Annotated in this window: 22 protein-coding genes and 1 pseudogene; 14 read left to right on the top strand and 9 right to left on the bottom strand. The window is 70.3% G+C overall.

Annotated features, from left to right (window positions below; genetic code table 11):
• Together LWF15_RS10130 and LWF15_RS10135 are read left to right on the top strand one after the other, a co-directional pair.
• A pseudogene (locus tag LWF15_RS10130) lies at positions 1-479 on the top strand (hypothetical protein); the annotation flags it as partial.
• A 37-nt stretch (positions 480-516) separates the two neighbouring features.
• Positions 517-2,163, top strand: a complete 1,647-nt coding sequence (locus LWF15_RS10135) for a DNA repair helicase XPB (RefSeq protein WP_232810181.1) — start codon at positions 517-519, stop codon at positions 2,161-2,163.
• Here the strand turns inward: LWF15_RS10135 and LWF15_RS10140 are convergent.
• Positions 2,151-2,738 carry a PadR family transcriptional regulator gene (locus LWF15_RS10140; protein WP_232810182.1) on the bottom strand — a complete coding sequence of 196 codons (588 nt, stop codon included), beginning with the start codon at positions 2,736-2,738 and terminating at the stop codon, positions 2,151-2,153. The two genes, LWF15_RS10135 and LWF15_RS10140, sit on opposite strands and share 13 nt — an antisense overlap.
• A gap of 52 nt (positions 2,739-2,790) precedes the next feature.
• On the opposite strand from LWF15_RS10140, the gene LWF15_RS10145 reads away from it, so the two are divergent.
• Positions 2,791-3,966, top strand: coding sequence for an FAD-dependent oxidoreductase (locus LWF15_RS10145; protein ID WP_269809936.1), 1,176 nt, complete (start codon positions 2,791-2,793; stop codon positions 3,964-3,966).
• Here LWF15_RS10145 and LWF15_RS10150 read toward each other — a convergent pair.
• Positions 3,956-5,746 (bottom strand): ABC transporter ATP-binding protein, encoded by a 1,791-nt coding sequence (locus LWF15_RS10150; protein ID WP_269809937.1) that lies wholly within the window; start codon positions 5,744-5,746, stop codon positions 3,956-3,958. The two genes, LWF15_RS10145 and LWF15_RS10150, sit on opposite strands and share 11 nt — an antisense overlap.
• 79 nt (positions 5,747-5,825) lie before the next feature.
• Here LWF15_RS10150 and LWF15_RS10155 point away from each other — a divergent pair, with 79 nt between their 5' ends.
• From LWF15_RS10155 to LWF15_RS10195, 9 genes are all read left to right on the top strand, one after another.
• Positions 5,826-6,269 carry a MarR family winged helix-turn-helix transcriptional regulator gene (locus LWF15_RS10155; protein ID WP_232810183.1) on the top strand — a complete coding sequence of 148 codons (444 nt, stop codon included), beginning with the start codon at positions 5,826-5,828 and terminating at the stop codon, positions 6,267-6,269.
• Between the two features lie 100 nt (positions 6,270-6,369).
• Entirely contained in the window at positions 6,370-7,077 is a 708-nt protein-coding gene (locus LWF15_RS10160) for a response regulator transcription factor (protein WP_232810184.1), read from the top strand.
• 6 nt (positions 7,078-7,083) lie between these two features.
• A complete protein-coding gene (locus tag LWF15_RS10165) occupies positions 7,084-8,667 on the top strand; it encodes a sensor histidine kinase (RefSeq protein WP_232810185.1) in 1,584 nt (527 codons plus the stop codon).
• Between the two features lie 351 nt (positions 8,668-9,018).
• Positions 9,019-9,159 carry a hypothetical protein gene (locus LWF15_RS10170; RefSeq protein ID WP_232810186.1) on the top strand — a complete coding sequence of 47 codons (141 nt, stop codon included), beginning with the start codon at positions 9,019-9,021 and terminating at the stop codon, positions 9,157-9,159.
• A 185-nt stretch (positions 9,160-9,344) separates the two neighbouring features.
• On the top strand, positions 9,345-10,928 hold the full coding sequence (locus tag LWF15_RS10175) for a S1C family serine protease (RefSeq protein WP_232810187.1): 1,584 nt from the start codon (positions 9,345-9,347) through the stop codon (positions 10,926-10,928).
• A gap of 345 nt (positions 10,929-11,273) precedes the next feature.
• The gene (locus LWF15_RS10180) at positions 11,274-11,564 is read left to right on the top strand and encodes a WXG100 family type VII secretion target (RefSeq protein ID WP_232810188.1); all 291 of its coding nucleotides are present in this window, start codon (positions 11,274-11,276) and stop codon (positions 11,562-11,564) included.
• A gap of 1,026 nt (positions 11,565-12,590) precedes the next feature.
• The gene (gene moaA / locus LWF15_RS10185; protein ID WP_269809963.1) at positions 12,591-13,667 is read left to right on the top strand and encodes a GTP 3',8-cyclase MoaA; all 1,077 of its coding nucleotides are present in this window, start codon (positions 12,591-12,593) and stop codon (positions 13,665-13,667) included.
• Between the two features lie 6 nt (positions 13,668-13,673).
• Positions 13,674-13,928 carry a MoaD/ThiS family protein gene (locus LWF15_RS10190; RefSeq protein ID WP_232810190.1) on the top strand — a complete coding sequence of 85 codons (255 nt, stop codon included), beginning with the start codon at positions 13,674-13,676 and terminating at the stop codon, positions 13,926-13,928.
• A 241-nt stretch (positions 13,929-14,169) separates the two neighbouring features.
• The gene (locus LWF15_RS10195) at positions 14,170-15,768 is read left to right on the top strand and encodes a glycosyltransferase family 39 protein (RefSeq protein ID WP_232810191.1); all 1,599 of its coding nucleotides are present in this window, start codon (positions 14,170-14,172) and stop codon (positions 15,766-15,768) included.
• A gap of 3 nt (positions 15,769-15,771) precedes the next feature.
• On the opposite strand, the gene LWF15_RS10200 is transcribed toward LWF15_RS10195, so the two are convergent.
• The 3 genes from LWF15_RS10200 to groL form a co-directional block, all read right to left on the bottom strand.
• A complete protein-coding gene (locus LWF15_RS10200; RefSeq protein ID WP_352396483.1) occupies positions 15,772-16,206 on the bottom strand; it encodes a molybdenum cofactor biosynthesis protein MoaE in 435 nt (144 codons plus the stop codon).
• A 60-nt stretch (positions 16,207-16,266) separates the two neighbouring features.
• Positions 16,267-16,884: a nucleotidyltransferase family protein gene (locus LWF15_RS10205; RefSeq protein ID WP_232810193.1), complete on the bottom strand. Its 618-nt coding sequence runs from the start codon at positions 16,882-16,884 to the stop codon at positions 16,267-16,269.
• Positions 16,885-16,986: 102 nt separating this feature from the next.
• A complete protein-coding gene (groL, locus tag LWF15_RS10210) occupies positions 16,987-18,612 on the bottom strand; it encodes a chaperonin GroEL (protein WP_232810194.1) in 1,626 nt (541 codons plus the stop codon).
• Between the two features lie 278 nt (positions 18,613-18,890).
• Between groL and LWF15_RS10215 the strand changes: the two genes are divergently transcribed.
• Positions 18,891-20,798, top strand: coding sequence for a bifunctional 3'-5' exonuclease/DNA polymerase (locus LWF15_RS10215; RefSeq protein WP_232810195.1), 1,908 nt, complete (start codon positions 18,891-18,893; stop codon positions 20,796-20,798).
• A 292-nt stretch (positions 20,799-21,090) separates the two neighbouring features.
• Here LWF15_RS10215 and LWF15_RS10220 read toward each other — a convergent pair whose 3' ends face one another.
• Positions 21,091-21,297, bottom strand: coding sequence for a cold-shock protein (locus LWF15_RS10220; RefSeq protein WP_214153400.1), 207 nt, complete (start codon positions 21,295-21,297; stop codon positions 21,091-21,093).
• Between the two features lie 407 nt (positions 21,298-21,704).
• Here LWF15_RS10220 and LWF15_RS10225 point away from each other — a divergent pair, with 407 nt between their 5' ends.
• Positions 21,705-22,109 (top strand): hypothetical protein, encoded by a 405-nt coding sequence (locus tag LWF15_RS10225; RefSeq protein WP_232810196.1) that lies wholly within the window; start codon positions 21,705-21,707, stop codon positions 22,107-22,109.
• Positions 22,110-22,205: 96 nt separating this feature from the next.
• On the opposite strand, the gene LWF15_RS10230 is transcribed toward LWF15_RS10225, so the two are convergent.
• The 3 genes from LWF15_RS10230 to LWF15_RS10240 all read right to left on the bottom strand — a co-directional run bounded on the left by LWF15_RS10230 (position 22,206) and on the right by LWF15_RS10240 (position 24,676).
• The gene (locus tag LWF15_RS10230) at positions 22,206-22,862 is read right to left on the bottom strand and encodes a LytR C-terminal domain-containing protein (protein ID WP_232810197.1); all 657 of its coding nucleotides are present in this window, start codon (positions 22,860-22,862) and stop codon (positions 22,206-22,208) included.
• A 143-nt stretch (positions 22,863-23,005) separates the two neighbouring features.
• Complete coding sequence (locus LWF15_RS10235) at positions 23,006-23,287, bottom strand: DUF3263 domain-containing protein (protein ID WP_232810198.1); 282 nt, start codon at positions 23,285-23,287, stop codon at positions 23,006-23,008.
• Positions 23,288-23,323: 36 nt separating this feature from the next.
• Positions 23,324-24,676: a pyridoxal phosphate-dependent decarboxylase family protein gene (locus LWF15_RS10240; protein ID WP_232810199.1), complete on the bottom strand. Its 1,353-nt coding sequence runs from the start codon at positions 24,674-24,676 to the stop codon at positions 23,324-23,326.
• Positions 24,677-24,692: the final 16 nt, after the last annotated feature.

The raw sequence follows: 24,692 nt of genomic DNA on the forward strand, positions 1-24,692 counted from the left end.
TGCTGGCCGCGCTCCGCGAGATGGGTCTGGCCCCGGCCGCCGAGTCACCCGACGGCGATCTGCTCGTGCACGCCGTGGCTCCCCGCCGTTCCCGGTCGAGCGGGTCACCGGTGGCCCGACGGCAGCCGCCGCCCACCGCCACCCACGAGGCTCTGCGCAACGCCGTGCGGTCGATGCGGGCCGTGGAGGAGAACACCCGCCGCCCGGTGATCGCCGGGGCCGAACCCCCACCGCTGGTCCCGATGGACCCGGCCGGAGCGATAGCCGTCCTCCGAGAGGCCGCCGCCACCCGACGTCCTCTGTGGATCGGTTACCTCGAAGAGGCCGGGAGACCCGTGCGGCAGCTGATCGAGCCGCTGGCGGTGGAGGGCGGCCGGATCCGGGCGCTGGAGCTGGCCACCGGGCGCGTGCGGGGCTACTCGGTGCATCGGGTGATCGCGGTGGCCGGTACGGATGAAACCGCTCCGGAAGCTGGTTGAGCTCCATGTCACCGAGCGATGAGGGAGACTCTGATCCGTGACTGACGGACCACTGATCGTCCAGAGCGACAAGACCCTGCTGCTGGAGATCGACCACGAGCAGGCAGCCGCCTGCCGTCGGGCGATCGCACCGTTCGCCGAACTGGAGCGCGCCCCCGAGCACGTGCACACCTACCGGCTCACCCCGCTGGGCCTGTGGAACGCGCGGGCCGCCGGTCACGACGCCGAGCAGGTGGTCGACGTCCTGCTGGAGTACTCGCGCTACCCGGTCCCGCACGCCCTGCTGGTCGACGTGGCCGAGACGATGGCCCGCTACGGCCGGCTGCAGCTGGTGAAGGACGGCGGCAACCTGGTGCTGCGCGGCCTCGACGTGCCGGTGCTCGAGGAGGTGCTGCGCAGCAAGAAGGTCACCCCGCTGGTCGGGGAGCGGCTGGACGAGACCGACGTGCTGGTGCACCCGAGCGAGCGCGGCAATCTCAAGCAGGTGCTGCTCAAGCTCGGCTGGCCCGCCGAGGACCTGGCCGGTTACGTGAACGGCGAGAAGCACCCGATCGAGCTGGCCCCGGACGGCTGGGAACTGCGGCCCTACCAGGCCGAGGCGGTAGAGGGCTTCTGGCACGGCGGTTCCGGCGTGGTCGTGCTGCCCTGTGGCGCCGGCAAGACCCTGGTCGGCGCCGCCGCAATGGCGAAAAGCGGTACCACCACGCTGATCCTGGTCACCAACACGGTCTCGGCCCGGCAGTGGCGCGACGAGCTGATCGCCCGCACCACCCTCACCGAGGACGAGATCGGCGAGTACTCCGGCACCCGCAAGGAGATCCGCCCGGTCACCATCGCCACCTACCAGGTGATGACCACGAAGCGGAAGGGCGCCTACGCCCACCTGGACCTGTTCGACGCACGCGACTGGGGCCTGATCGTCTACGACGAGGTGCACCTGCTGCCCGCCCCGGTGTTCCGGATGACCGCCTCGCTGCAGGCCCGCCGCCGGCTCGGCCTGACCGCCACCCTGGTGCGCGAGGACGGCCGGGAGGGCGACGTGTTCAGCCTGATCGGCCCGAAGCGCTACGACGCGCCCTGGAAGGACATCGAGGCCCAGGGCTACATCGCCCCGGCCGACTGCGTGGAGGTGCGGGTCACCCTGCCCGAGCGCGAGCGGCTGGTCTACGCCACCGCCGAGCCGGAGGAGCGCTACCGGCTCTGCGCCACCAGCGACTCCAAGACCAAGGTGGTCGAGCGGCTGGTGAAACGGCATGCCGGGGAGCAGATCCTGATCATCGGGCAGTACCTGGACCAGCTCGACGACATCGGGAATCGGCTGGACGCACCGGTTCTCAAGGGCGAGACGTCGGTGGCCGAGCGGCAGCGGCTGTTCGACGCCTTCCGGTCCGGCGAGCTGTCCACCCTGGTGGTGAGCAAGGTCGCGAACTTCTCGATCGACCTGCCCGAGGCCAGCGTGGCGATCCAGGTGTCGGGCTCGTTCGGTTCCCGTCAGGAGGAGGCCCAACGTCTGGGCCGGCTGCTGCGCCCCAAGCGCGACGGCAAGTCGGCGCGGTTCTACGCGGTGGTCTCCCGGGACACGCTCGACCAGGACTTCGCCGCCCACCGGCAGCGCTTCCTGGCCGAACAGGGTTACGCGTACCGGATTCTCGACGCCGAAGACGTGGACACTCAGGAGGCCTGATCGTCGGCCGGCCGCGGCCAGGTGATTTGGCCTGACCGCAGGTCGGCGACCAGTTCCTCGACGTACTGCAGTTCAACCGCCAGGATTCGCTCCTGGTACACCGTCTCCACCAGGAAGACCGGCGCCAGGAAAGTCTTTCCGTATTCGACCTCGGCCCGGACCTTCTCCAGCCGCCCACGCAGCCGGGTCGCCCGCACCCTGAGAACCGAAACCGCCTCTTCCACGCCCAGGTTCGGCAGGAACGACAGGGCCGCCGGGAACTGCGGGTACTCCTCCACCGGCTCGGCCAGCATGTCGCGCAGCCAGTCGAGCAGCACCTCGTGGCCCTGCACGGTGAGCCGGTAGGTGGTGCGCTCGGGCCGGTTCTCGGCCCGTGCGGTGCCCTCCACCTCGACCAGGCCGTCCCGCAGCAGTCGCTGGACGGTCTGGTACACGCTGTTGCGCTGACTGACGTTGATCACGTCGTCCTTGTGCCGCTCCTTGATCAGCTGCTGCATCCGGTAGGCGTGCATCGGGGCCTCGGACAGCATCGAGAGCACGGCCACCGCAAGAACGGAACGACGGGGAGCAGGCACCCGCCGAGGATATCCCTGGCCATCTCTTAGTCATAATGTGTATGGTCATTTTATGACCAAGACAGCGATGATCATTGGCGGGGGCATCGCCGGCACGGTGACGGCGATCGCGCTGCACGAAGCGGGGCTGAGATCCGTGGTCCATGAGGCCTACGGAGCGGGCTCGGACGGGATCGGGGCGTTCCTGACCATCCAGGACAACGGACTGGCGGCGCTGGCCCCCTTGGGCCTGCACCGGCTGGTGGGCGACCTGGGCATGCCCACCAAGCGCATGCATCTGGGGAGTGGGCGCACCGGCAAGGATCTGGGCAGCACCGGGATGCGGGCGCGCACGTTGTCGCGCTCGGACCTGTATCTCACCTTGCGGTCCGAGGCCGAGCGCCGTGGTATCGAGATCTGTTACGGAAAAAGGCTTGTGGACGCCTCGCGCACCGATTCCGGAGTTCGCGCGGCTTTCGGGGACGGAACCTTCAGTGAAGGAGACCTGCTGATCGGGGCGGACGGGCTGCGCTCGCGCACCCGCGCGCTGCTCGATCCCGGGGCGCCGCCGGCACGCTTCGTCGGACTGCTCAACACCGGCGGTTACGCGCCGGACCTGAAACTCGGCGGGGCCGTCGGCGATGCGCACTTCATCTTCGGCAAGCGCTGCTTCTTCGCCTGGCTGACCGCTCCGGACGGCGGCACCTGGTGGTTCGCGAATCCGCCGGCCAAGTCCGACCCCGGACGCGACGGGCTGGACCGGATCTCGCCCGAGGCCTGGCGGCAGCAACTGAAAGACCTTTTCGCCGACGACCGGAGCCCGGCACTGGCGGCGATCGACGCGACCGACGAATTGTTCCCGCCCTGGACCACTTACGACTTCCCCAGGGTCCCGGTCTGGCACGACGACCGCATGGTGATCATCGGTGACGCGGCGCACGCCACCGCCCCGTCGGCCGGCCAGGGCGCTTCGATGGCGATCGAGGACGCAGTGGTCCTGGCCCGCTGCCTGCGTGACCTGCCTTCGACCGAGGACGCTTTCGTCGCCTACGAGCAGATCCGGCGGTCCCGGGTGGAGAAGGTGGTGGCGGCCGGGCGGCGCAACGGGTCAGGCAAGGCCGCCGGGCCGGTCGGGGCGGTCGTCCGGGACGCGATGATGCCCTACGTGGTGAAGCACTGGGCCAGCGAGAAGGCCCTCGCCTGGATGACCGAGTACCGGATCGACTGGGCGGAACCGGTCAGGCGCTGAGCGCGGCGTAGCGGCCTTCGCGCCGGAGAAGGCTCTCGTGAGTACCGGTCTCGACGATCCGGCCGTGATCCAGCACTGCGATCTGGTCGGCGTCGCGCACGGTGGAGAGCCGGTGGGCAATGGTGATCGTGGTGCGACCGCGGGCGAGCTCGTCGAAGGCCTCCTGCACGGCCCGCTCGGTGGCGGTGTCGAGGGCGCTGGTGGCCTCGTCGAGCACCAGCACCCGCGGATTGCGCAGCAGGGTGCGGGCGATCGCCAGACGCTGCTTCTCTCCGCCGGAGAACCGGTGCCCCCGGGAGCCGACCATGGTGTCGTAACCGTCGGGCAGCGAGGCGATCAGGTCGTGGACCTGAGCAGCGCGGGCGGCCGCCTCGATCTGCTCGTCGGTGGCGTCCGGCTTGGCATAGCGCAGGTTCTCCCGCACCGTGGTGTGCAGCAGATACGTCTCCTGGCTGACCACGCCGACGATCTGCGCCAGGTCGGCCAGGCGGAAGCGCCGCAGGTCGATGCCGTCGATGGTGATGCGGCCCGCCGTGGGGTCGGCCAGCCGGGCCACCAGCGAGCCGAGAGTGCTCTTGCCCGAGCCGGTCTCGCCCACCACGGCCAGCGTCTGGCCGGCCGGGACGAGGAGGTCGACGCCCGCGAGCGCGGCCGTGTCGTTACCGGCGTAGGTGAAGGTGACGTCCTCGATCCGGACGTCTCCCCGAATACTTGACGGATCCACGTCCACCGGTTCGGCCGGTTCGTCGACCTCGACCGGAAGGTCGAGGTACTCGAAGATCCGGGCGAACAGGGCCAGCGACGAGGTGATCGAGACGCCGACGTTGAGCAGGCTGGTCAGCGGCCGGAACAGGCCCTGCTGCAACGCGGTGAAGGCGACCAGGGTGCCGATCGTCATCCCGCCCGACGTGGCCGGCAGCCCGGCGCTGAGGTAGATCGCGGCCGGGATGGCGGCGAAGATGATCGTCATCGAGGCCATCCGCCAGCGCCCGGCCAGGTCCGAGCGCAGCTGCAGCTCGATCAGCCGCTCGGAGGTGCGGGTGAAGCGCTCGACCAGCGCGGAACTGGTGCCCAGGGTCTTGCTCAGCTGGATGCCGCTGATCGAGAGCCCTTCCTCGATGGTCACGTTCAGGTCGGCGAGCTCCCGCTGCCGCTGGGCGGTGATCGCCCGGCGCAGGGCCGCGACCCGGCGGCTGAGGTGGATGGCCGGCGGCATCACGACGAGCGAGATCAGCGAGAGCTTCCAGGAGAGCGCGATCATCGCCACCGCCGTGGCGACCGCGGTGGTGAGGTTGGCGGCGATCGAGGTGGCGGTCGAGGTGACCACGCTCTGCATGCCGCCGATGTCGTTGGTGATCCGGGACTGCACCTCGCCGGTGCGGGTGCGGGTGAAGAAGGCGACGGACTGGCGCTGCAGGTGGGCGAAGACATCGGTGCGCAGCCGGTGCATCACCTCCTGGCCGACGCGGGTGCTGATCCAGGTCTGCACCACGCCGAGCACGCTGGTCAGCGCGGCCACGCCGACCATGCCCGCGACCAGCCCGACCAGGAGGCCGACGTTCTGCTCGGGGATGGCCACGTCGATGACCTCGCGCAGCAGGAAAGGGGAGGCCATGGCGACGACGGACGACGCCACGATGATGGCGACCACCACGGCCAGCGGGCGGCGGTGGGCATGGAAGAGGGCACCGACGCGGCGCAGCGAGACCTCGCGGGCCTGGGCCCGTTCGGCGGCGCGCTCGGCGGGGGTGGGTTCGGACGGCTTCGGTGGCCTTGGCAAGGGCGGACCTCCAGGTCGGGAATTTAGTGAGGTTACCTCACTATGAGGCTCCAACTGTAGTTTCGGCTACGGTATTCCGGTGGGTGCCGAGCCAGAGAACGAACAGGGTGCGCAGGACGAGGAGACCCTGGCCGAGGCCTTCTGGGCGGTCTCCCGTCGGCTGCGCCACCGCAGTCACGAGAGCGTCAGCCCGCTGGGCATCACGCCGGGGCAGGCCCGGGCGATCGGCGTGCTGCAGCGGCACGGCAGCCTGCGCATCAGCTCGTTGTCCGAGCACCTGCGCATCGCCCCGCGCTCGGGGACCGAGGTGGTCGACGCCCTGCAGGAGCGCGGTCTGGTGGAACGCTCGCCGGATCCGGACGACCGGCGGGCCACGCTCGTCAGCCTGAGCCCGTCGGGGGAAGAGATCGCCCAGGCCGTGCGGCGGGCCCGGGCGGCCGAGGCCGACCAGTTCTTCGACCGGCTGGGTGAAGCCGACCGACGCGAACTCTCCCGAATCATCGGGATCCTCCGCCGCCCGTAGCGACCACCCCGTCCATTGGTGGTGATCTGGGGTTTCCGGGCCCTGGCGGCGGACGGCCGGCGTCCAGGAACTTCCCAGAAATCGGGTGCACTCTGTCCGCGTGGCTGAGAAGACCTATGAGGCGAAACTGCTGGTCGTCGACGACGAGCCGAACATTCGCGAACTGCTGACCACCAGCCTGCGGTTCGCCGGTTTCGACGTCGTGGGGGCCGGCGACGGCGCCCAGGCGCTGGCGCTCGCCGAGCAGCACCGGCCCGACCTGGTGGTGCTCGACGTGATGATGCCGGACATGGACGGCTTCACCGTCACCCGCAAGCTGCGCGAGCGCGGGCGGGACATCCCGGTGGTGTTCCTGACCGCCCGCGACGAGACCGGCGACAAGGTGACCGGCCTGACGGTCGGCGGGGACGACTACGTCACCAAGCCGTTCTCCCTGGAGGAGGTGGTGGCCCGGATCCGCGCCGTGCTGCGCCGCACCGGGGTGGCCACCGACGCCGAGAGCGGCCGCCTGGTCTTCCACGACCTGGAACTGGACGAGGACTCGCACGAGGTGCGCCGGGCCGGCCGCCTGATCGAGCTCTCCCCCACCGAGTTCAAACTGCTGCGCTACCTGATGCTGAACCCCAACCGGGTGCTGTCGAAGGCGCAGATCCTCGACCACGTGTGGGCCTACGACTTCAACGGCGAGGCCGGGATCGTCGAGTCCTACATCTCCTACCTCCGTCGCAAGATCGACGACGTCGAGCCCCCGCTGATCCACACCAAGCGCGGCGTCGGCTACGTCCTGCGCCTGCCTCCCCAGAACTGATCGGTCATGACCACGCTTTCTTCCGGAATCTCCACCCGCGCCCCCTCACAGCCCCGGTTCCTCGACCGCGCCCGGCAGCGCTGGGAGTCCACACCGCTGCGGGCCCGCCTGGTCGGGCTCATGGTCGTGCTGCTGGTCGCCGGCCTGGCCCTGACCGGTTTCGCCAGCCAGTACGTGCTGAAGAGCTATTTGGTGGGCAAGGTCGACAGCCAGCTCGAGCAGAGCCTGACGCCGGTGGGCGAGTCGGCGCTGAACGACACTCTGCGCGGCGCCAGCGTCCGGGCCCAGGGCTGGGGCCTGGCCGAGTTCGCGATCAAGGTCTGTTACGACGGGGGCGGTATCGGTGAGGACCTGACGCCGCAGTCGTCGGCCCCGGCCCTCGTGGAGATGACCTCCCAACAGGCCAACGCCACCGATGCCGAGGTGTTCAGCGTGCAGTCCGAGGACGGCGCCACCACCTGGCGGGTGATCGCCTCGGGCTGGAAGAAGGACTTCACCGGCCAGACCGGCAGCGTGCAGATCGCCCTGCCGCTCGACGACGTCGACGACGCGGTGAACCGGCTGCGGATCCTGATCCTGATGTTCGGGCTGATGGTCACCGTGCTGTTCGCCAGCCTGGGCTGGCTGGTGATCCGGCGCTCGTTCAAGCCGCTCACCGAGGTCGAGGAGACGGCCGCCGCGATCGCCGCGGGCGACCTGTCCCGGCGGGTGCCCGCGCACCCGGCGACCACCGAGGTAGGCCGGCTGACCACGTCCCTGAACGGGATGCTGGCCCAGATCGAGAGCGCCTTCCGCTCCCGTGAGGCCTCCGAGCAGCGCACCCGGCGGTTCGCCGCCGACGCCTCGCACGAGCTGAGAACCCCGCTGGCCTCGATCCGCGGCTTCGCCGAGCTCTACCGCCAGGGGGCGGTCTCCGAACCGGCCGACGTGGCCCGCACGATGAGCCGGATCGAGGACGAGTCGCGGCGGATGGGCACGCTGGTGGAGGACCTGCTCCTGCTGGCCCGGCTGGACGAGCAGCGTCCGGCCCGCAGCGAACCCGTCGACCTGGCCGTGCTGGCCGGCGACGCGGTGCACGACGCCCGGGGGCTGGCCCCCGACCGCACGGTCCGCCTGGTCGGGCTGAGCGACAAGCAGGGGCCCGAGCCCGCGGTGGTCACCGGCGACGACAACCGGCTGCGGCAGGTGGTCGCCAACCTGCTGGCCAACGCCGTGCGGCACACGCCTTCGGGATCACCGATCGAGGTGGCCGTGGGCCGGTGGGAGAACGTGGCGGTGCTGGAGGTCCGCGACCACGGCGACGGCCTGACCCCGGAGCACGCGGCCAAGGTGTTCGAGCGGTTCTACCGGGTGGACGCCTCCCGCGCCCGGCATCAGGGCGGCGGCTCCGGGCTGGGGCTCTCGATCGTCGCGGCCGTGATCAGTGCCCACGAAGGACGGGTCGGGGTCGCCTCCACCCCGGGGGGCGGGGCCACCTTCCGGGTCGAGCTGCCGCTGGCGAGCGCCGGGCTGCCCGAGGCCCCCGACGCTCCCGACACCCCCGATGACCTGGACGATGACGCGGCACCCGGTGCCACTCCGTCCGCCTGAGATGATCATCCTTCACTGAGCGTCACCGACTGCCCGAAGGGACGACCTTCGGGCAGCCGATTGCACTACGCCCGGCGGCCTTGGTCCGCAACTTCAGGACGCGGCATTCCCCGAACTCCCGGCGATATTGACACCGTCGCGTGACACCTCCCACAGGATGAATTGTGCGGACGAGTCCCTGCATGCTGGCCTGCGTAGATATAGTTGTCCGTACAGGGCGGTTCCGGGTTACCTCAGGGATTTTCCAGAGGTGACGCGGCGTTCCCCAGATCGAAACCAGGTAGTCACGCAGCTGCGCGACTCTGGGTTCGGTACGCAGCGACAGCTTCGACCCTTTCGTGAGGAGGGCAGATGAACCACACCGCGACCACCCCGGACAGTGACGACACCAAGGCTCCCAAGAGCTACTCCGTCGCCAACCCGCGGCGCACTCGGCTGGACGCCGACGGTCGGCCGATCCAGGCCCCCGCCGCCAAGTCAGCTGCTGAATGAGCTGCGCCTAGAACGCTTGCGTTCGCACCACGATGCCCCGGTCGGCGACCGGGGCATCTCTGGTTTTGCGGCCGGGAACAGGCTCGGCCGGGTTCTCAGGCTTCTCACAGACACGATGCAGCCAACGCCGAGGAGGCCGGGGTGAAGTAGTACCCGTCAGCAAGCTGGCCACGAGGGTGAGAACAATGACGCAGACCACGAACAACCACGACGAGAACGCCTACTCCTGGGCCCGCCGCCCCGGCGACGACTCGTCCGCCACCAACCCTGCCCCGGCTGCGCACGCTTCCGCTCCGGCCGGCGCGACCAACCAGACGCAGCCCACCCCGGCCGGGCCGGGCGCGGGGCAGCCTGTGCAGCAGGGCTATCCGTACGGAGCAGCGCCGCAGTACGGCACGCAGGGGCAGCCGGTCCAGTACGGGCACAACCCCTACGCCCGGCCGCAGGAGCAGCAGGGCCCCGGCCCGGAGGGGGCGAACCAGCCCGGCGCGACGCAGACGCTGACCGCCTACCCGAGCAACGGCCAGCCCCCCACCGGCCCGCTCCCCCAGCCGGGCTTCGGCAACGGTGGTCAGCCCCCGCTGCCGCCCGCGAAGAAGCGCCGCGAGCTGGGCCAGCCCGGCTGGCGCGGGGTCATCGCCTCGGGCCTGGGCGCCGCCCTGATCGCCAGCCTGCTCACCGCCGGCGTGGTGATCGCCACGCAGGACGACGACGCCGGCAACGCCAGCGCGCTGACCAGCTCCTCCCAGAGCGACGAGCCCGCCGCCGAGGCCCCGGTCACCGGCAGCACCTCGCAGAACCCCGACTGGGAGGCGGTGGCCTCCGCGGTCGAGCCCAGCGTGGTGTCGGTGCAGATGACCAGCGGGCAGTCCGGGGGTGAGGGTTCCGGCGTCATCCTCGACACCGAGGGCCGGATCGTCACCAACAACCACGTCGTCTCCGGCGCCGACGAGATCCAGGTCGTGCTGAACGACGGGCGTAAGTACAGCGCCAAGATCGTCGGTACCGACGCCGCCACCGACCTCGCGGTGATCCAGCTGGAGAACCCGCCGAACGACCTCACCCCGGCCAAGCTGGGCACCACCGAGTCGGTCGGCGTGGGTGACTCGGTGATGGCCGTGGGCAACCCGCTGGGCCTGGCCGGCACGGTCACCACCGGCATCGTCAGCGCCGTCGACCGCCCGGTCAGCACCTCCGCCTCCGAGACCGAGGGCACCACCAGCAGCAGCGGAACACCGGTGGTGACCAACGCGATCCAGACCGACGCCGCGGTCAACCCCGGAAACAGCGGCGGCGCCCTGGTCAACGCCCAGGGCCAGCTGATCGGGATCAACTCCTCGATCGCCACGCTCAGCCAGAGCTCGGCCTTCGGCCAGCAGAGCAGCCAGTCCGGCAGCATCGGCCTGGGCTTCGCCATCCCGGTCGACCAGGTGAAGGACATCACCAACCAGCTGATCGAGAACGGCAGCGCGCAGCACCCGTGGCTCGGCATCACCCTGGGCGACACCACCGTGCCGGTCGACGACGCGCAGCGCGACGGCGCCTCGGTCGAGAGCGTGGTGGCCGACTCGCCCGCCGCGGAGGCCGGGCTGAAGCAGGGCGACACCGTGATCGCGGTGGACGGCGAGTACGTGAACGGGGCCGAGTCGCTGATGGCCCAGATCCGCGAGCGCACAGTGGGAACTGAAGTGACCCTCACGATCGTCAGTAACAGTAAGAGCCAGGACGTGAAGGTCACTCTGGGCGCCCGCCCGGACAGCGCGAACTGACCACCGAACCGACCGCCCGCCTCTACCCCCACCAGGGGCGAGCGGTTCCCGGCGGCCGTACCCCACGGCCGCCACACCGAAAGGGCTGATCCGAGCAGCCTTTTCCACCGGAGCCTCCGGCGACACCCCCCCACCGTCGCCGGAGGCTCTGCGTTTGCCCACAACTTTTTCCACAGGTCTCCTCGCCTGTGGAAAACCCGGAACCCGTTTTCCCGCAACCTGCCATGGTTGTTCCACGCCGCCTGGACCGGCGGTGGCACGGCCGCTCCCGCCGGATGCGGAGGGTGGCCCGCGGTGGGAGCGGTCGTGGACAACGGTTTTCAGAGCTTCTAGGGGGAGGCCGGCATGCCCAGGTTCGAGGTCGACAGCGCTCAGGTGGTGCAGGCGAGCGCCGCCGTGCAGGCGTCCGCGCAGCAGATCGGCACCGAGGTGGACCGGATGATGCGGCATCTCGTGCAACTGCAGGCCGGCTGGAGCGGCACCGCCGCCACGTCGTTCCAGTCGGTCATCAACGACTGGCGGGGCACCCAGGAACGGGTGCGCGCGACCCTGGAAGACATCCAGGTCGCCCTGGCCCAGGCCGGAAGGCAGTACCAAGAGGTGGAAGACGCCGCCGTGCGCATGTTCAGCGCCTGAACCGCCCCGCCCACCAGACCCCCGTGCCGGCTTTCGGCGCGAGCCGGCACGGGGCATCACCGCGGTCGGCAACCCGGCGGGCGGGCTGGCTGGCCAGCGGGCAGTCCGGCAGTCCGGCGGGCGGGCAGTCCGGCGGGCAGTCCGGCAGGCGGGCGGGCAGTCCGGCGGGCGGGCGGGCAGGCAGGACAGCGGGCAGGCAGGACAGCGGGCGGGCAGGCAGGCCAGCGGGCAGGCAGGCCGGCCAAAACACAACCGCCGCGGCGCCCTTGGGGGCGCTCGCGGCGGCTGGATCAGGCCTGGCCGGGACTCTGCCGGGTCAGTCGGGACGGGACCTCTCGACTGACCTCGGCAGGCGCTCGGCCCAGGTCACTGGGCAGAATTGTTCAGTGCGCGGACGACGGCAGGGGGTTCGGAACCTCCCACACCATGGACAGCTTGCGGCCGCCCTTGCCGTCCGGCAGCTTCACCCAGTGGGCCACCGGGCGGAGCGGCGAGGCTCCGGTCCATTCCGGGTGCCCCTGCAGCGACGTGCCGGTCGCTGCGGAAGTCGATTCCGTAGGCGACGCGGCAGAAACTGAATCAAGACCGTAGAGACGCTTCATGGCTCTCTATCCACCTCTCGTTCATCTTCTGTTCACCTTCAGGTTAGCACCAGGTCAAGTTGTGCGGTAGCTGAGGTGGATGGGGCGGCGCCCGGAAGCCGGGGTCGCGACGAGTGACGCGTGTTGACCTGAGAGCTATCTCAGCACGTCAGAGGCGGTTTTCCAGGAGCTGATCGAGGGACCTGGCGGCCGTCTCAAGCCTGGAAAAAACTGGTCAGGGCGGGGCAGATCACGCTCCGGACCAAGGTGAACAGGAGAAGTTGGCGGACCGGTCCGGGCTGCGACGGAGGGCTGGACAGCCGTCCTGCCGGGCATCGGCACCCCAGGCCGGACAACCCGTTCAGACGGGGCGGACGGGCTCACCAGGCGAACGCACAAGGCGTCCTACGCCCCAGTTGTCTACGCTGTCGAGGTGACGACGGTGATGCTCGGGCTGCCGAGGACGAGAGACGAGGGGCGCACCCCGCCCGTCGAAGGACGTCCGGCCGATTCGCGCCTGATCGACACCTACGGCCGGGTCGCCACCGACCTCCGGGTCAGCCTGACCGATCGCTGCTCCCTGCGCTGCGGCTACTGCATGCCCCCGGAAGGGCTGGACTGGCTTCCCCAGGAGCAGGTGCTCAGCGATGACGAGCTCATCCGGCTGATCACCCTCGCGGTGAACGAACTGGGCGTCGAAGAGGTGCGGTTCACCGGAGGCGAGCCGCTCCTGCGCAAGGGGCTCGAGCGGATCATCGGGGCGACCACTGCGCTGCGCACCCATCGGGGCCAGGCTCCGGTCACCGCGCTCACCACCAACGGTGTAGGCCTGGACAAGCGGGCTCGTGGGCTGGCAGCGGCCGGGCTGGCCCGGATCAACGTCTCGCTGGACACGCTCGACCCCGAGCGCTTCCTCCGGATCACCCGGCGGGACCGGCACCGCGACGTGCTGGCCGGCCTCGCCGCCGCCGCTGCCGCCGGGATGGGCCCGATCAAGGTGAACGCCGTCCTGCTGCCGGGCACCAACGAGGACGAGGCGGTGCCGCTGGTGCGCTGGGCCCTGACCGAGGGCTACCAGCTGCGCTTCATCGAGCAGATGCCGCTGGACGCCCAAGGCGCCTGGGAGCGCGGGGCGATGGTCACCGCCGACGAGATCCAGCGGGCCCTGGCCCAGGAGTTCGAGCTGGTGCCCACCGATCCCCTGGCCCGGGGCGCCTCGCCGGCGCAGACCTGGACGGCACGGGGCGACGGGCTGGAGGGCACGGTCGGCATCATCGCCTCGGTGACCCGGCCGTTCTGCGGCGACTGCGACCGCACCCGGCTCACCGCGGACGGGCAGATCCGTAACTGCCTCTTCGCCCGCGACGAGACCGACCTGCGGGCGCCCCTGCGAGCCGGGGCCGACGACGCGGAACTGGCCCGGATCTGGCGGGCCGCGATGTGGGGCAAGGCGGCCGGGCACGGCATCAACGACACCTCGTTCATCCAGCCCGACCGTCCGATGAGCGCGATCGGAGGCTGAGGACCAATGAGCAACACCATCACCATCCGTTACTTCGCCGGTGCCCGCCGGGCCGCCGGGGTGGAGTCCGAGGCCCTCACCGCGAGCGCGCCACTGGTCCTCGAGGACGTCGTCGGCCGCCTGGCCGAGCGCCACGGGAACGACCTGGCCCGGGTGCTGGACGCCTCCTCGTTCCTGATCGACGAGGTCGCCGGCGACCGCTCCCGGCTGGTGCCGGTCGGCGCCGTGGTCGACGTTCTCCCACCATTTGCCGGGGGTTGATCCCCAGGAAGCTCCCAGCCGACCGTTGCGCTCCCGTGACCGTTCCGACGGGTGGCAGTGTCCTGGCTGACGTAGTCTGAGCCACGGGTCGGCCTGGCAGCCACCCCTTGCAGGTCTCCCGTTGTCGGCTCTTCCAGCTGTGGGCGACCACGGCTCAGCCGACGCGGCAGTGTCGCCGTGCGTGACCAGAGTTGATCGATCGAGCATCGGTCCACCACGTCGAAGCAGGAGACATCGTTCGGTGACGCAGACGACGGGGCGGGAACCCGACGGGACCCTGCCCACCGGCCTGGACCGCGCGCGGATCGGGGCCACCACCCCGCTCGCCCCGCAGCCGCCCGCCCGCCCGGCGACCCCCTCCCGGGTCGAGAGGTTCGAGGAGCGCGCCTACGAGCTCCTGCGCCGCCCCTGGGTGGCCGAGGGCCTGGTCGCGCTGGTCTGCGCCGCCGTCTTCTCCTGGTGGGTCAACCGGCCCAGCCCGTGGTGGGACGAGGCGGTCACCCGCGACGTGGTCTCCCGCCCGACCGGCGACATCCTCGACCTGACCGAGCACGTCGACCTCGTGCACGCCACGTACTACCTGCTCGTGCACGCCCTGGTCGGCCCGACCGAGTCGTTCACGGCACTGCGCCTGCTTTCGGTCGCCGCGGCCACCGTCACCGGCGTGCTGCTGGTGCGCCTGGGCCGCGAACTGGGTTCGGGCAAGGTCGGTCTGGCGGCCGGTCTGCTGTGGGTCGTCGCCCCGCTGGCCAGCCGTTACGCGCAGGAGGCGCGGCCCTACGCGATGGTCGCGATGATGGCCACGGCCGCCACCCTGGCCCTCGTCCGGGTCTGCCGTAAGCCCTGGCTGCGCCCCCGCTGGGCGATCTACGTCGGCTGCCTGACGGTGCTCGGCCTGCTGAACGTGATCGGCCTGACCATCCTGGCCGCGCACCTGGGCTACGTGCTGGCCACCTCCGCCCACCGCGTCCGGCTGCACTGGTACCTGGGCGCCGGTGCGGCGGTCACCCTGCTCACCCCCCTGCTGTGGTTCTCCAGCCGGCAGAGCGGCCAGGTGGCCTGGCTTCCGGTGCCCACGCCCGACCGCCTGAGCGGTTTCTTCGCGGCGCAGTACGAGAGCACCTGGGTAGTGCTCGCCCTGGTCGTGCTGGCGCTGGCCGGCGTGGGCCGGGGCACCCACAACCCGGCGCTGGCGCTCGGCCTGGCCTGGTCGGTGCTGCCGCCGGTGCTCCTGTGGACCATCTCGCAGGTGCACCCGCTGTACGACTGGCGCTACGTGTTCTTCACGGTGCCCGGCACGGCGCTGGTGCTGGCCTCGCTGGCCACTCTGCTGCGGGTCCGCTACGTGCTGGTCATGCTGCTGGTGCTCACCATCGGCGCCGCGCACCTGCACACGGTCTACCGCTGGAAAGACACCGGTCACCACGAGAACCTGCGCGGGGTGGCCCAGGCGATCGAAGAAGGAGCCCGCCCGGGCGACGCGGTGATCTTCCTGCCCGCCTCGCGGCGCGTGGTGAAACTGGCCTACCCCGCGGCGTTCGACGGGGTGGACGACGTGGCCCTGGCCAAGTCCGGCGAGCAGTCGGACACGCTGTTCGGGGTCGAGGACTCGACCGCGCAGATCGCCAAGGCCCTGCGCAAGCGCACCCGGGTCTGGGTGGTCACCAGCAACGTGCGCCTGGGCGAGACCGCCGAGGAGCCCGAGCAGGACAAGGAGCGCCTGCTGTTCGACCGGTTCCGGGTCACCGGGGTGGAGGACCTGGGCACCTACCAGGTGCAGCTGTACGAGCGCAGCAGCAAGGAAGCCGGGATCGTGGCGCCCGGCGCCGCGTCCTCCTGAGCCTCAGGGGCAGGCGACCCACTCGTCGGTGCCGTCGCTGAAGACCTGCCGCTTCCAGATCGGCAGCTGCGCCTTCACCTCGTCGACCAGGCGCATCGCGGTCTCGAAGGCCTCCTGCCGGTGGGCCCCGGCCACGGCCACGGCCAGCGCTGTGTCGCCGATGGCGAGCGTGCCGATGCGGTGCGAGACCGCGACTGCCTCAGCGGTGCTCTGTGCCGTAACCTCGGCCACGACCCGCTCCAGGACCGACTGCGCGGTGGGGTGCCCCTCGTACTCGAGCCCCAGCACCTCACGCCCCCCGTCGTGATTGCGCACGACCCCGGCGAAGGTGACCACTGCGCCCGAGGAAGCTCCCTCGACCAGGGCGGCGTGCGCCTGCAGGTCGAGCGGCTGGTCGGACACGAGCGCCTGCCGGACCTGGCGGGCAGGCGGGTTGATCCGGCTCTGGTCGGGCTCGTGGTGTGTGGTCTCGGTCGGCACGCCACCAGCGTAGGCAGCTCAGGTAACGGTGTCGATGTCAGCCCCGGTGGCCAGATCGCCGGCCTCCACCAGCCGGACGTCTGTACGCCCGCGCAGATAGTGACGGGCGCCCACGTCGCCGGCGGCGGTGGCGATGATCCCGGCCCAGTGGTTGCGGCCGATCAGGACGGGGTGGCCGGGTTTTCCGTCGTAGATGACCCGGGCGAGGGTCTCCTGAATCAGAACAATGGACGGGTCGGGGCAACGATGTGCGGAGTTTTCCGTTGCGGGGTAACTGGTTTCGAGAAGACGGGCCACGACCGCGCCCGTCACATCGGGGGTGTCGACCAGCCCTACGATCGCTGCGTCGGGCGGCTCGGCCAGCGTGGTCAGAAAGCTGAGCCCGGCGCGCAGCGAAGCCGACATACCCTCGGCCCAGTCGGCGGCGTGCACCCGAACAGCTCCGGCGGGCAACAGCTTTGCTACTTCCTCACCCGACGCCCCGGTGACCACGACAACCGGACCGCAACCAGCGTCCGTCATTGATCGGACGGCCAGCCGCACCCAAGGCACGCCGCGAGCATCGGTGACCAGCCCCTTGGGCCGGCCCATCCGTCTCCCCGCGCCGGCGGCGAGCACGAGTGCGGCAGTCCTCATCGACGTCCTCAGATCTCAGGCGGGAACAGCGAAGGGGCGGCCCTCCCGAAGGAGAACCGCCCCCACTGGTTCAGTGCTGGATCAGCGCTGATCAGGGCTGGATCAGAAGTCCATGCCACCCATGTCCGGAGCGCCGCCGGCCGGGGCCGCCGCCTTCTCCGGCTTGTCGGCGATGACCGCCTCGGTGGTCAGGAACAGCGCCGCGATGCTGGCGGCGTTCTGCAGCGCCGAGCGCGTGACCTTGGCCGGGTCGATGATGCCGGTCGCGACCAGGTCGACGTACTCACCGGTGGCCGCGTTCAGGCCGTGACCCGACGGGAGGTTGCGCACCTTCTCCGCCACGACGCCACCCTCGAGACCGGCGTTGACCGCGATCTGCTTGAGCGGGGCCTCGACGGCGACCTTGACGATGTTGGCGCCGGTGGCCTCGTCGCCGGTCAGCTCGAGCTTCTCGAAGGCGACGACCGAAGCCTGCAGCAGCGCGACGCCACCACCGGCCACGATGCCCTCTTCGACGGCAGCCTTGGCGTTACGGACTGCGTCCTCGATGCGGTGCTTGCGCTCCTTGAGCTCCACCTCGGTGGCCGCCCCGGCCTTGATCACCGCAACACCGCCGGCCAGCTTGGCCAGACGCTCCTGCAGCTTCTCACGGTCGTAGTCGGAGTCGCTGGCCTCGATCTCGTTGCGGATCTGGGTCACGCGGCCGGCGATCTGGTCCGCGTCGCCCGAGCCCTCGACGATCGTGGTCTCGTCCTTGGTGATGACGACCTTGCGGGCCTGGCCGAGCAGCTCCAGACCGGCGGTCTCCAGCTTGAGGCCGACCGTCTCGGAGATGACCTGGCCGCCGGTCAGGATCGCGATGTCCTGCAGCATGGCCTTGCGGCGGTCGCCGAAGCCGGGCGCCTTGACGGCGATCGACTTGAACGTGCCCTTGATCTTGTTGACGACCAGGGTGGAGAGGGCTTCGCCGTCCACGTCCTCGGCGATGATCGCCAGCGGCTTGCCGCTCTGGATGACCTTCTCGAGCAGCGGCAGCAGGTCCTTGACCGTGCTGATCTTGCCCTCGACCAGGAGGATGTACGGGTCGTCGAGGACGGCCTCCATCCGCTCCGGGTCGGTCACGAAGTAACCGGAGATGTAGCCCTTGTCGAAGCGCATACCCTCGGTGAGCTCGAGCTCGAGCCCGAAGGTGTTGCTCTCCTCGACGGTGATGACGCCTTCCTTGCCGACCTTGTCCATCGCCTCGGCGATGAGCTCGCCGATGGCGGGGTCGGCGGCGGAGATGGACGCGGTAGCAGCGATCTGCTCCTTCGTCTCGACCTCCTTGGCCTGGGCCAGCAGCTCGGCGGAGACAGCAGCGGTGGCCGCCTCGATGCCCTTCTTCAGGGCCATCGGGTTGGCGCCGGCGGCGACGTTGCGCAGACCCTCACGAACCAGGGCCTGGGCGAGCACGGTGGCGGTGGTGGTGCCGTCACCCGCGACGTCGTCCGTCTTCTTGGCGACCTCCTTGACCAGCTCGGCGCCGATCTTCTCGTACGGGTCCTCGAGCTCGATCTCCTTGGCGATGGACACACCGTCGTTGGTGATCGTGGGGGCGCCCCACTTCTTCTCCAGAACGACGTTGCGGCCCTTCGGCCCGAGGGTCACCTTGACGGCGTCGGCGAGCTGGTTCATGCCCCGCTCGAGGCCGCGACGGGCTTCCTCGTCGAACGCGATGATCTTGGCCATCGTGTGGTGTTCCCTCCACGTGGGTGGGTTGTGACCAGGGAGATGCCCGCGACGGACGGAACGACGCCCAGCGGTCCTGTCCCGCCCGGCACCGGCCCTCATCCACCTGGCCGTACTCGCAAAGCTGTCACTCTCACGCGGAGAGTGCTAGTCCAATGATTAGCACTCGACCCTGGTGAGTGCAAACCTCCGGGGCCCGATCCGGGCACCGTTCTCCTGGAGTTCCACTGCGGGCGCAACACCTTCGGCGACGAAGACTGTCGGTGGCGGCTGGCAGCATGAGGGTCGTGGCGGGTGGTGCGGGCAACGGCGGCGTGACCAGCGGTGATGGCACGGGGGTGGTTGATGCGGGCGCGGGCGCGCGTGGGCTTGCGCGGTGGGTGCTGGTGGCACCGGCGGGGGCGGGTTTCGAGTTACTACCTATAGACGCGGTGGGCCAGGCGGCGGGGGAGGTCACCTGGGTAGACGACCTGGCTTTGGGGGTAAGCGCGCTGGAGCGCGAGGCCGCGCCCCGGTGGGTGTGGTGGCGCACGGCCGAGGTGTACCCGGCGCTGCTCGAGGCCGGCGTGCGGGTTCAGCGGTGTCATGACCTGGCTGCGGCGCAGAACCTGCTCAACACCTACGAGGGGGCTGCGTTCGTGCCGCCGCAGTCGGTGGTGCGCGAGTCGGCCGGCCGGTCGGAGCAGATCTCGCTGTTCGGTGACGAGCCGGGCAGTTCGGCGGGTGGGGCGGGCGTTGTCGGGACGACAGGTGGGCCCGATACGGCAGGGCACGAGGAGGAGGTTGGGCGAACCGAGAGCTCGGGCGGGCGCTGGGTGGGTACAGACGGTCCGGATCTGGATGCCCCGCAAGATGACCTTGTTCTTGGATCCCTCGTGACGGAGCAGACGCCACTCCCCTCCACCCGCGAGGCGCCGCAGGGCCTGGCCGAGCTGCAGCGTCTCTATGCCGGCCAGGTCGCGCACGTGGCTCGGGTGCGCCGTACCCACCCCGGTTTCGCGCTGCTCGTCGCGGCCGAGTCGGCGGCCGGCCTGGCCGCGGTCGAGATGGGGCGGGCCGGGCTGCCGTGGAGCGTCCGGATCCACGACGAGGTGCTCACCGACCTGCTCGGGCCGCGGCCTCAGCACCACGGGCGGCCGCCCAAGCTGCAGGCCCTGGCCGAGGAGGTGTCGCGGCTGCTGGTGCCCGGGGTCACCGGGCCGGGGCCGGCGATGAACCCCGACTCCCCCGGCGACGTGCTCAAGGCGTTCAAGCGGCAGGGGGTGCTGCTGACCAGCACCCGGGCCTGGGAACTGAAAGAGGTGGAGCACCCGGCGGTGGCTCCCCTACTGCGTTACAAGGAGCTGGCCCGGCTGCACGTGGCGCACGGCTGGTCGTGGCAGGGCCAGTGGGTGCGCAACGGGCGGTTCCATCCGGAGTACGTGCCCGGCGGGGTGGTCACCGGGCGGTGGGCCACGTCCGGGGGCGGGGCGCTGCAGATTCCCAAGGTGATGCGGGCCTGCGTGGTGGCCGAGCCGGGCTGTGTGCTGGTGGCGGCCGACGCGGGGCAGCTGGAGCCGCGCATCCTGGCCGCGCTCTCCGGCGACCGCGGCATGCTCGCCGCCACCGCCGACGCCGACATGTACACGGCTCTGGCCCGGCAGGCGCTGGGCCGGCCGGAGGCCCGGAACGAGGCCAAGATCGGGCTGCTGGCGGCGATGTACGGGGCCCGGGCCAACACCCCGGCCATGGTGGCCCTGCGGCGCCGCTTCCCGAAGGCACTGGAGCTGCTGGAGCGCGCGGCGCGCACCGGGGAGGACGGGGGCATCGTGCGGTCGGTGCTCGGCCGCACCTGCCCGCCGCCGGATCCGACCTGGCAGGACGTGCCGCTGGAGCAGGCTCTGGCCCGTTCCCGGGCGCGGGGCCGGTTCACCCGCAACTTCGTCATCCAGGCCTCGGCCGCGGATTGGGCGAATGCATTGGTGGCCGGTCTACGACGCCGGCTGAGTGCTCTCTCCCCCGCCGCAGAACTGGTGTTCTTCCAGCATGACGAAGTGATCGTGCACGTTCCCGCCGCACTGGCCGAAGCCGCCGTTCAGGCCGTCGTGGACAGTGGCGCAGAAGCCACCGCTCTGGTTCTCGGAGATCGCGGTGTTCGCATCCCACTCGCGGCCGCACCGATCGCCTCTTATGCCGACAAGAATTAACCAGCGGTCGCATTCTTGGCATCCCACGGGGAGCGGTCGTAGCCGCCCCAATCACCGACCGTCGAATGCGTCAGGACGACGATATCCGGTTCGGCCGGTGACGAACCCGGGAATAGCCTTCCCGGCCCGAGCCGCACGAATTCCGGTTAACCGGTGGCAGCAATTGTTTCACCGCCGTTATCCGCATTGTAAAAACTGCGCAAACACACAAGGCCGTCCCCGGTGAAGTTCCGGGGACGGCCTTGGTGACGAGTCGGTTCACGAACCCTCGGCGGGGCTCACGAGAGACGAATCAGCTGGCAGGGCGCACGGCCTCGGCCTGCGGGCCCTTCTGGCCCTGACCGACCTCGAACTCCACCCGCTGACCCTCGTCGAGCGAGCGGTAGCCGTCCATCTGGATTGCCGACCAGTGGACGAAGACGTCCGCGCCACCACCGTCAACGGTGATGAAGCCATAACCCTTTTCGGCGTTGAACCACTTGACGGTTCCCTGAGCCATTCCTACTCCTGCTTGCTGTAACTGCGGCGCGACTCGAGCACTGCACACGAGCCGGGTCTCACGCTCGCCGGACCTCCCCCAGGAGGGCTGGTCCGGGATGGTCCAACGTGCGGGCCTCTGGCGTGAAGCTGGAGAGGACATTGCTCATCGAACTGTTCGACCGATGCCTACAGTAGCGCCTGAATCGAGCACGCGGGAGATACCAACTCTTAGCGACCTTCGTGAACCGCACTTAGGCTGAGCTCATGCGATCTCCGCGACGGCGCGTAGGACCGGAACCCGGGATGCGTTCCCGGGGTCGCCGGGGCGGTTATGTAGAGGCTCCGAGTCGGGGTCCGACAAGCCGTCCACTGTTGATCCGAACCCGTCGGGCAGTGAATTGGATGAACCTTTCAACACCTGTCGGATTGGCTCTCGCCCGGGCCGGACAGGCCCGGATCGAACACGGACCGTACGGGCTCCTGCTGGCCTGGGACTACCGCAGCGGCCTGCTTCCGGTGCGCGGGCGGGCGATGACCATCGGCGACGTGGTCCTGCTCGGGATACCGGAATCGGCGCTGGTCAGAAGACCGAATCTGCTGCGCCACGAGGCCCGCCACGCCGGGCAGTACGCCCGCTGGCTGGGCCCGCTGGGGTTCCTGCCGGCCTACGGCCTGGCCTCGCTCTACAGCTGGGCGCGCACCGGTGATCCCGCGCTGCGTAACCACTTCGAGAGCCGGGCCGGGCTGCTCGACGGGGGTTACATCCACCGCGCCCACCCGACGGAGGCCGGCTCTGCGGAGCCCGGCCGGGACGGGTCTTCCCACGACTGAGGCGAACCCGAAGGCGGACGCACCGCGGCCGGCGAGCACCGACGTCCGAAATCTGGTTCTGTCGGTGAACGGTCGTGCCCCTTTGGGCCGAACGGGTTACTGGGTGTCTTCGCCGAGCACGACGGTGATCTTGCCCGGGTTGACCTCGGAGCTCTCCGAGATCTCGCCCAGCCCCAGCGCCTTGCGCACGGCGTTGGCCGAGGGCTTCATCTCGTCGCCCTCGTAGTAGATGGTCGTGACCGGCAGGTCCTTGTTGTTGGAGTTGCCGGTGCGCTCCACCGACCAGCCCTTGCCCTCGAGGTCGGACTGGTACTGCTTGGCCAGGCCGGAGACGCTCAGCGAGTTGAGCACGATGAGCGGGATGGTCTTGTCGACCTTGCTGCCGTCGCCCTCGCCCTCGGAACCGGCGTCCTGGCTCTCCTCGGCGGCCGGGCTCGACTCGTCGGCGCCCTGGTCGTCGTTCTTGCCGTCGCCCTTGCCGTCGCCCTTGTCCTCACCGGCCGACGCGCTCGGGGCCGCGGTCGTGTCCGCCCCCTCGTCGAGTGCGCCCGTCGAGGCGCTCTTGTCGTCGGAGGCGCGACCGCCGACCACCGTGTAGACCGCACCGATCACCAGCAGCACGACGGCGACCCCGGCGACCACCGGCAGGATGGCCGCAATCGCCTTCGGCCGCGCACGGTGTGCACCGCGGCGGCTCGCCTCCACCGGGGCGGCGGAGCGGTCGTCGTAGCCCGGAGGCCTCGTGGCGGTCATCGCATGACTCCCAGAACTATGGAACGAGCACCGCCCGGTTCAGGGGTGCCCGACGGCCCGAGACTACCGACCCGGTCCGGCCCGACGAGGTAACTCGGCCCGCGATATCGGCCCGGACTGCCCCGTCCGATGCACTGTGGTGCTCAACCGTGAGCGTCAAGTGACCGAGCGGAACCGCTCCGGCGACGCATCTGGCGCACGCGCCGCAGCCGTTTCACCAGCATAGGGTCGGCCGCCAGAGCCTCGGGTCGGTCGATCAGCGTATTCAGGACCTGGTAGTAGCGGGTCGCGGGCAGGTCGAACAACTCGCGGATGGCCTGCTCCTTGGCCCCGGGGAAGCGGAACCACTGCCGCTCGAAGGCCAGGATCTCGGCCTCACGGGCGGTCAGCGGGCCTGCTCCGGCGGCCTCGGGCTCGGTGTCCATGCGGCTCACTCTAGAACCGGACCCTGAGCGTGTCATTCACACCATGCTGTCCAGAATGAGGTCGATGTCCGCCTCGGTGGTCTCCGGATTGACCACCGCCAGCCGGGTGCAGGTCTCGCCGGCGTGGGTGGTCGAGACCACGAACCCCTTGTCCTGGGCCAGCAGCTGCTGCGACCAGGCCCGGTAGTCCTGCGGGGTCCAGCCCACCCGCCGGAAGCAGACCACTGACAGATCGGGCTCGTGCAGCAGTTCCAGCTGGGGCCGCTCGCGCACGCTCTGCGCAGCGTGGCGGGCCACCGTGAGCGTGCGCTCGACCGCATCGGTGTAGGCCTGCGTCCCGTGCGTGGCCAGGGAGAACCAGAACGGCAGGCCGCGGGCCCGCCGGGTCAGGCCGACCGCGTAGTCGGAGGGGTTGATCTCGTCCCCCTCGGTGACCACGTCGAGGTAGCCGGCCCGCTGGGTGTGGGCGGCCCGGGCCAGGGCCGGGTCGCGGTAGACCAGGGCACAGCAGTCGAACGGGGCGAAGAGCCACTTGTGCGGATCCACCACGAACGAGTCGGCCCGCTCGATGCCGTCGAACCGGTGCCGCACGCTCGGTGCTGCCAGCCCGGCCAGCCCGTAGGCACCGTCGACGTGGAACCACAGGCCCAGCTCGGCGCAGACCGCCCCGACCGAGTCCAGGTCGTCGACGATGCCGAGGTTCGTGGTGCCGGCCGTGGCCACCACCGCGAAGACCCCGTCGTGCCCGGCCCGGGCCAGCGTCTCGCGCAGCGCGGTGCCGGTCAGCCTTCCGTCCTCGCCGACCGGGACGCCGACGAAGTCCACGTCCATCACGTCGCAGGCACTGACGATCGACGAGTGCGCGTTCGCCGTACCCGCGATGGCCCAGCGTCGCGGTAGGTCGGCGGCCCGCTGCTGGCGCGCCCGGTAGCGCGCGGCGACCAGCGCCGACAGGTTGCCGTAGGTACCGCCCGGAACGAACACCCCGCCGGCGCTCTCGGGCAGCCCGGCCAGCCCGGAGAGCCAGGCCAGCGCCTGGTTCTCGGCGTAGACCGCGCCCGAACCCTCCATCCAGGTGCCCGCGTACAGGCTGGAGGCGCTCACCACCAGGTCGAACAGGGTGGCGGCCTTGGTCGGGGCGCACGGGATGAACGAGAGGTAGCGCGGGTGGTCGACGGTGATGCAGGCCTGGGCCAGCACGTCGCCGAACAGCCGCAGGGCCTTCTCCCCGCCCATCCCCTGCGTGGTGATCGTCTGCCCGACCAGGGCCTGCAGTTCGGCGGCGGTGCGCGGGGCGTCCAGCGGGACGTCTCCCATACTCATCCGTTCCCGTGAATAGCTCATCACGGCCTCGGCGAGGACCTCGGTGGTGGCGTCGTAGCGATGCACGGAGGTGCAGTCTAGG

The sequence above is a fragment of the Kineosporia rhizophila genome (assembly GCF_021277265.1).
GTDB classification, from domain to species: Bacteria; Actinomycetota; Actinomycetes; order Actinomycetales; family Kineosporiaceae; genus Kineosporia; species Kineosporia rhizophila.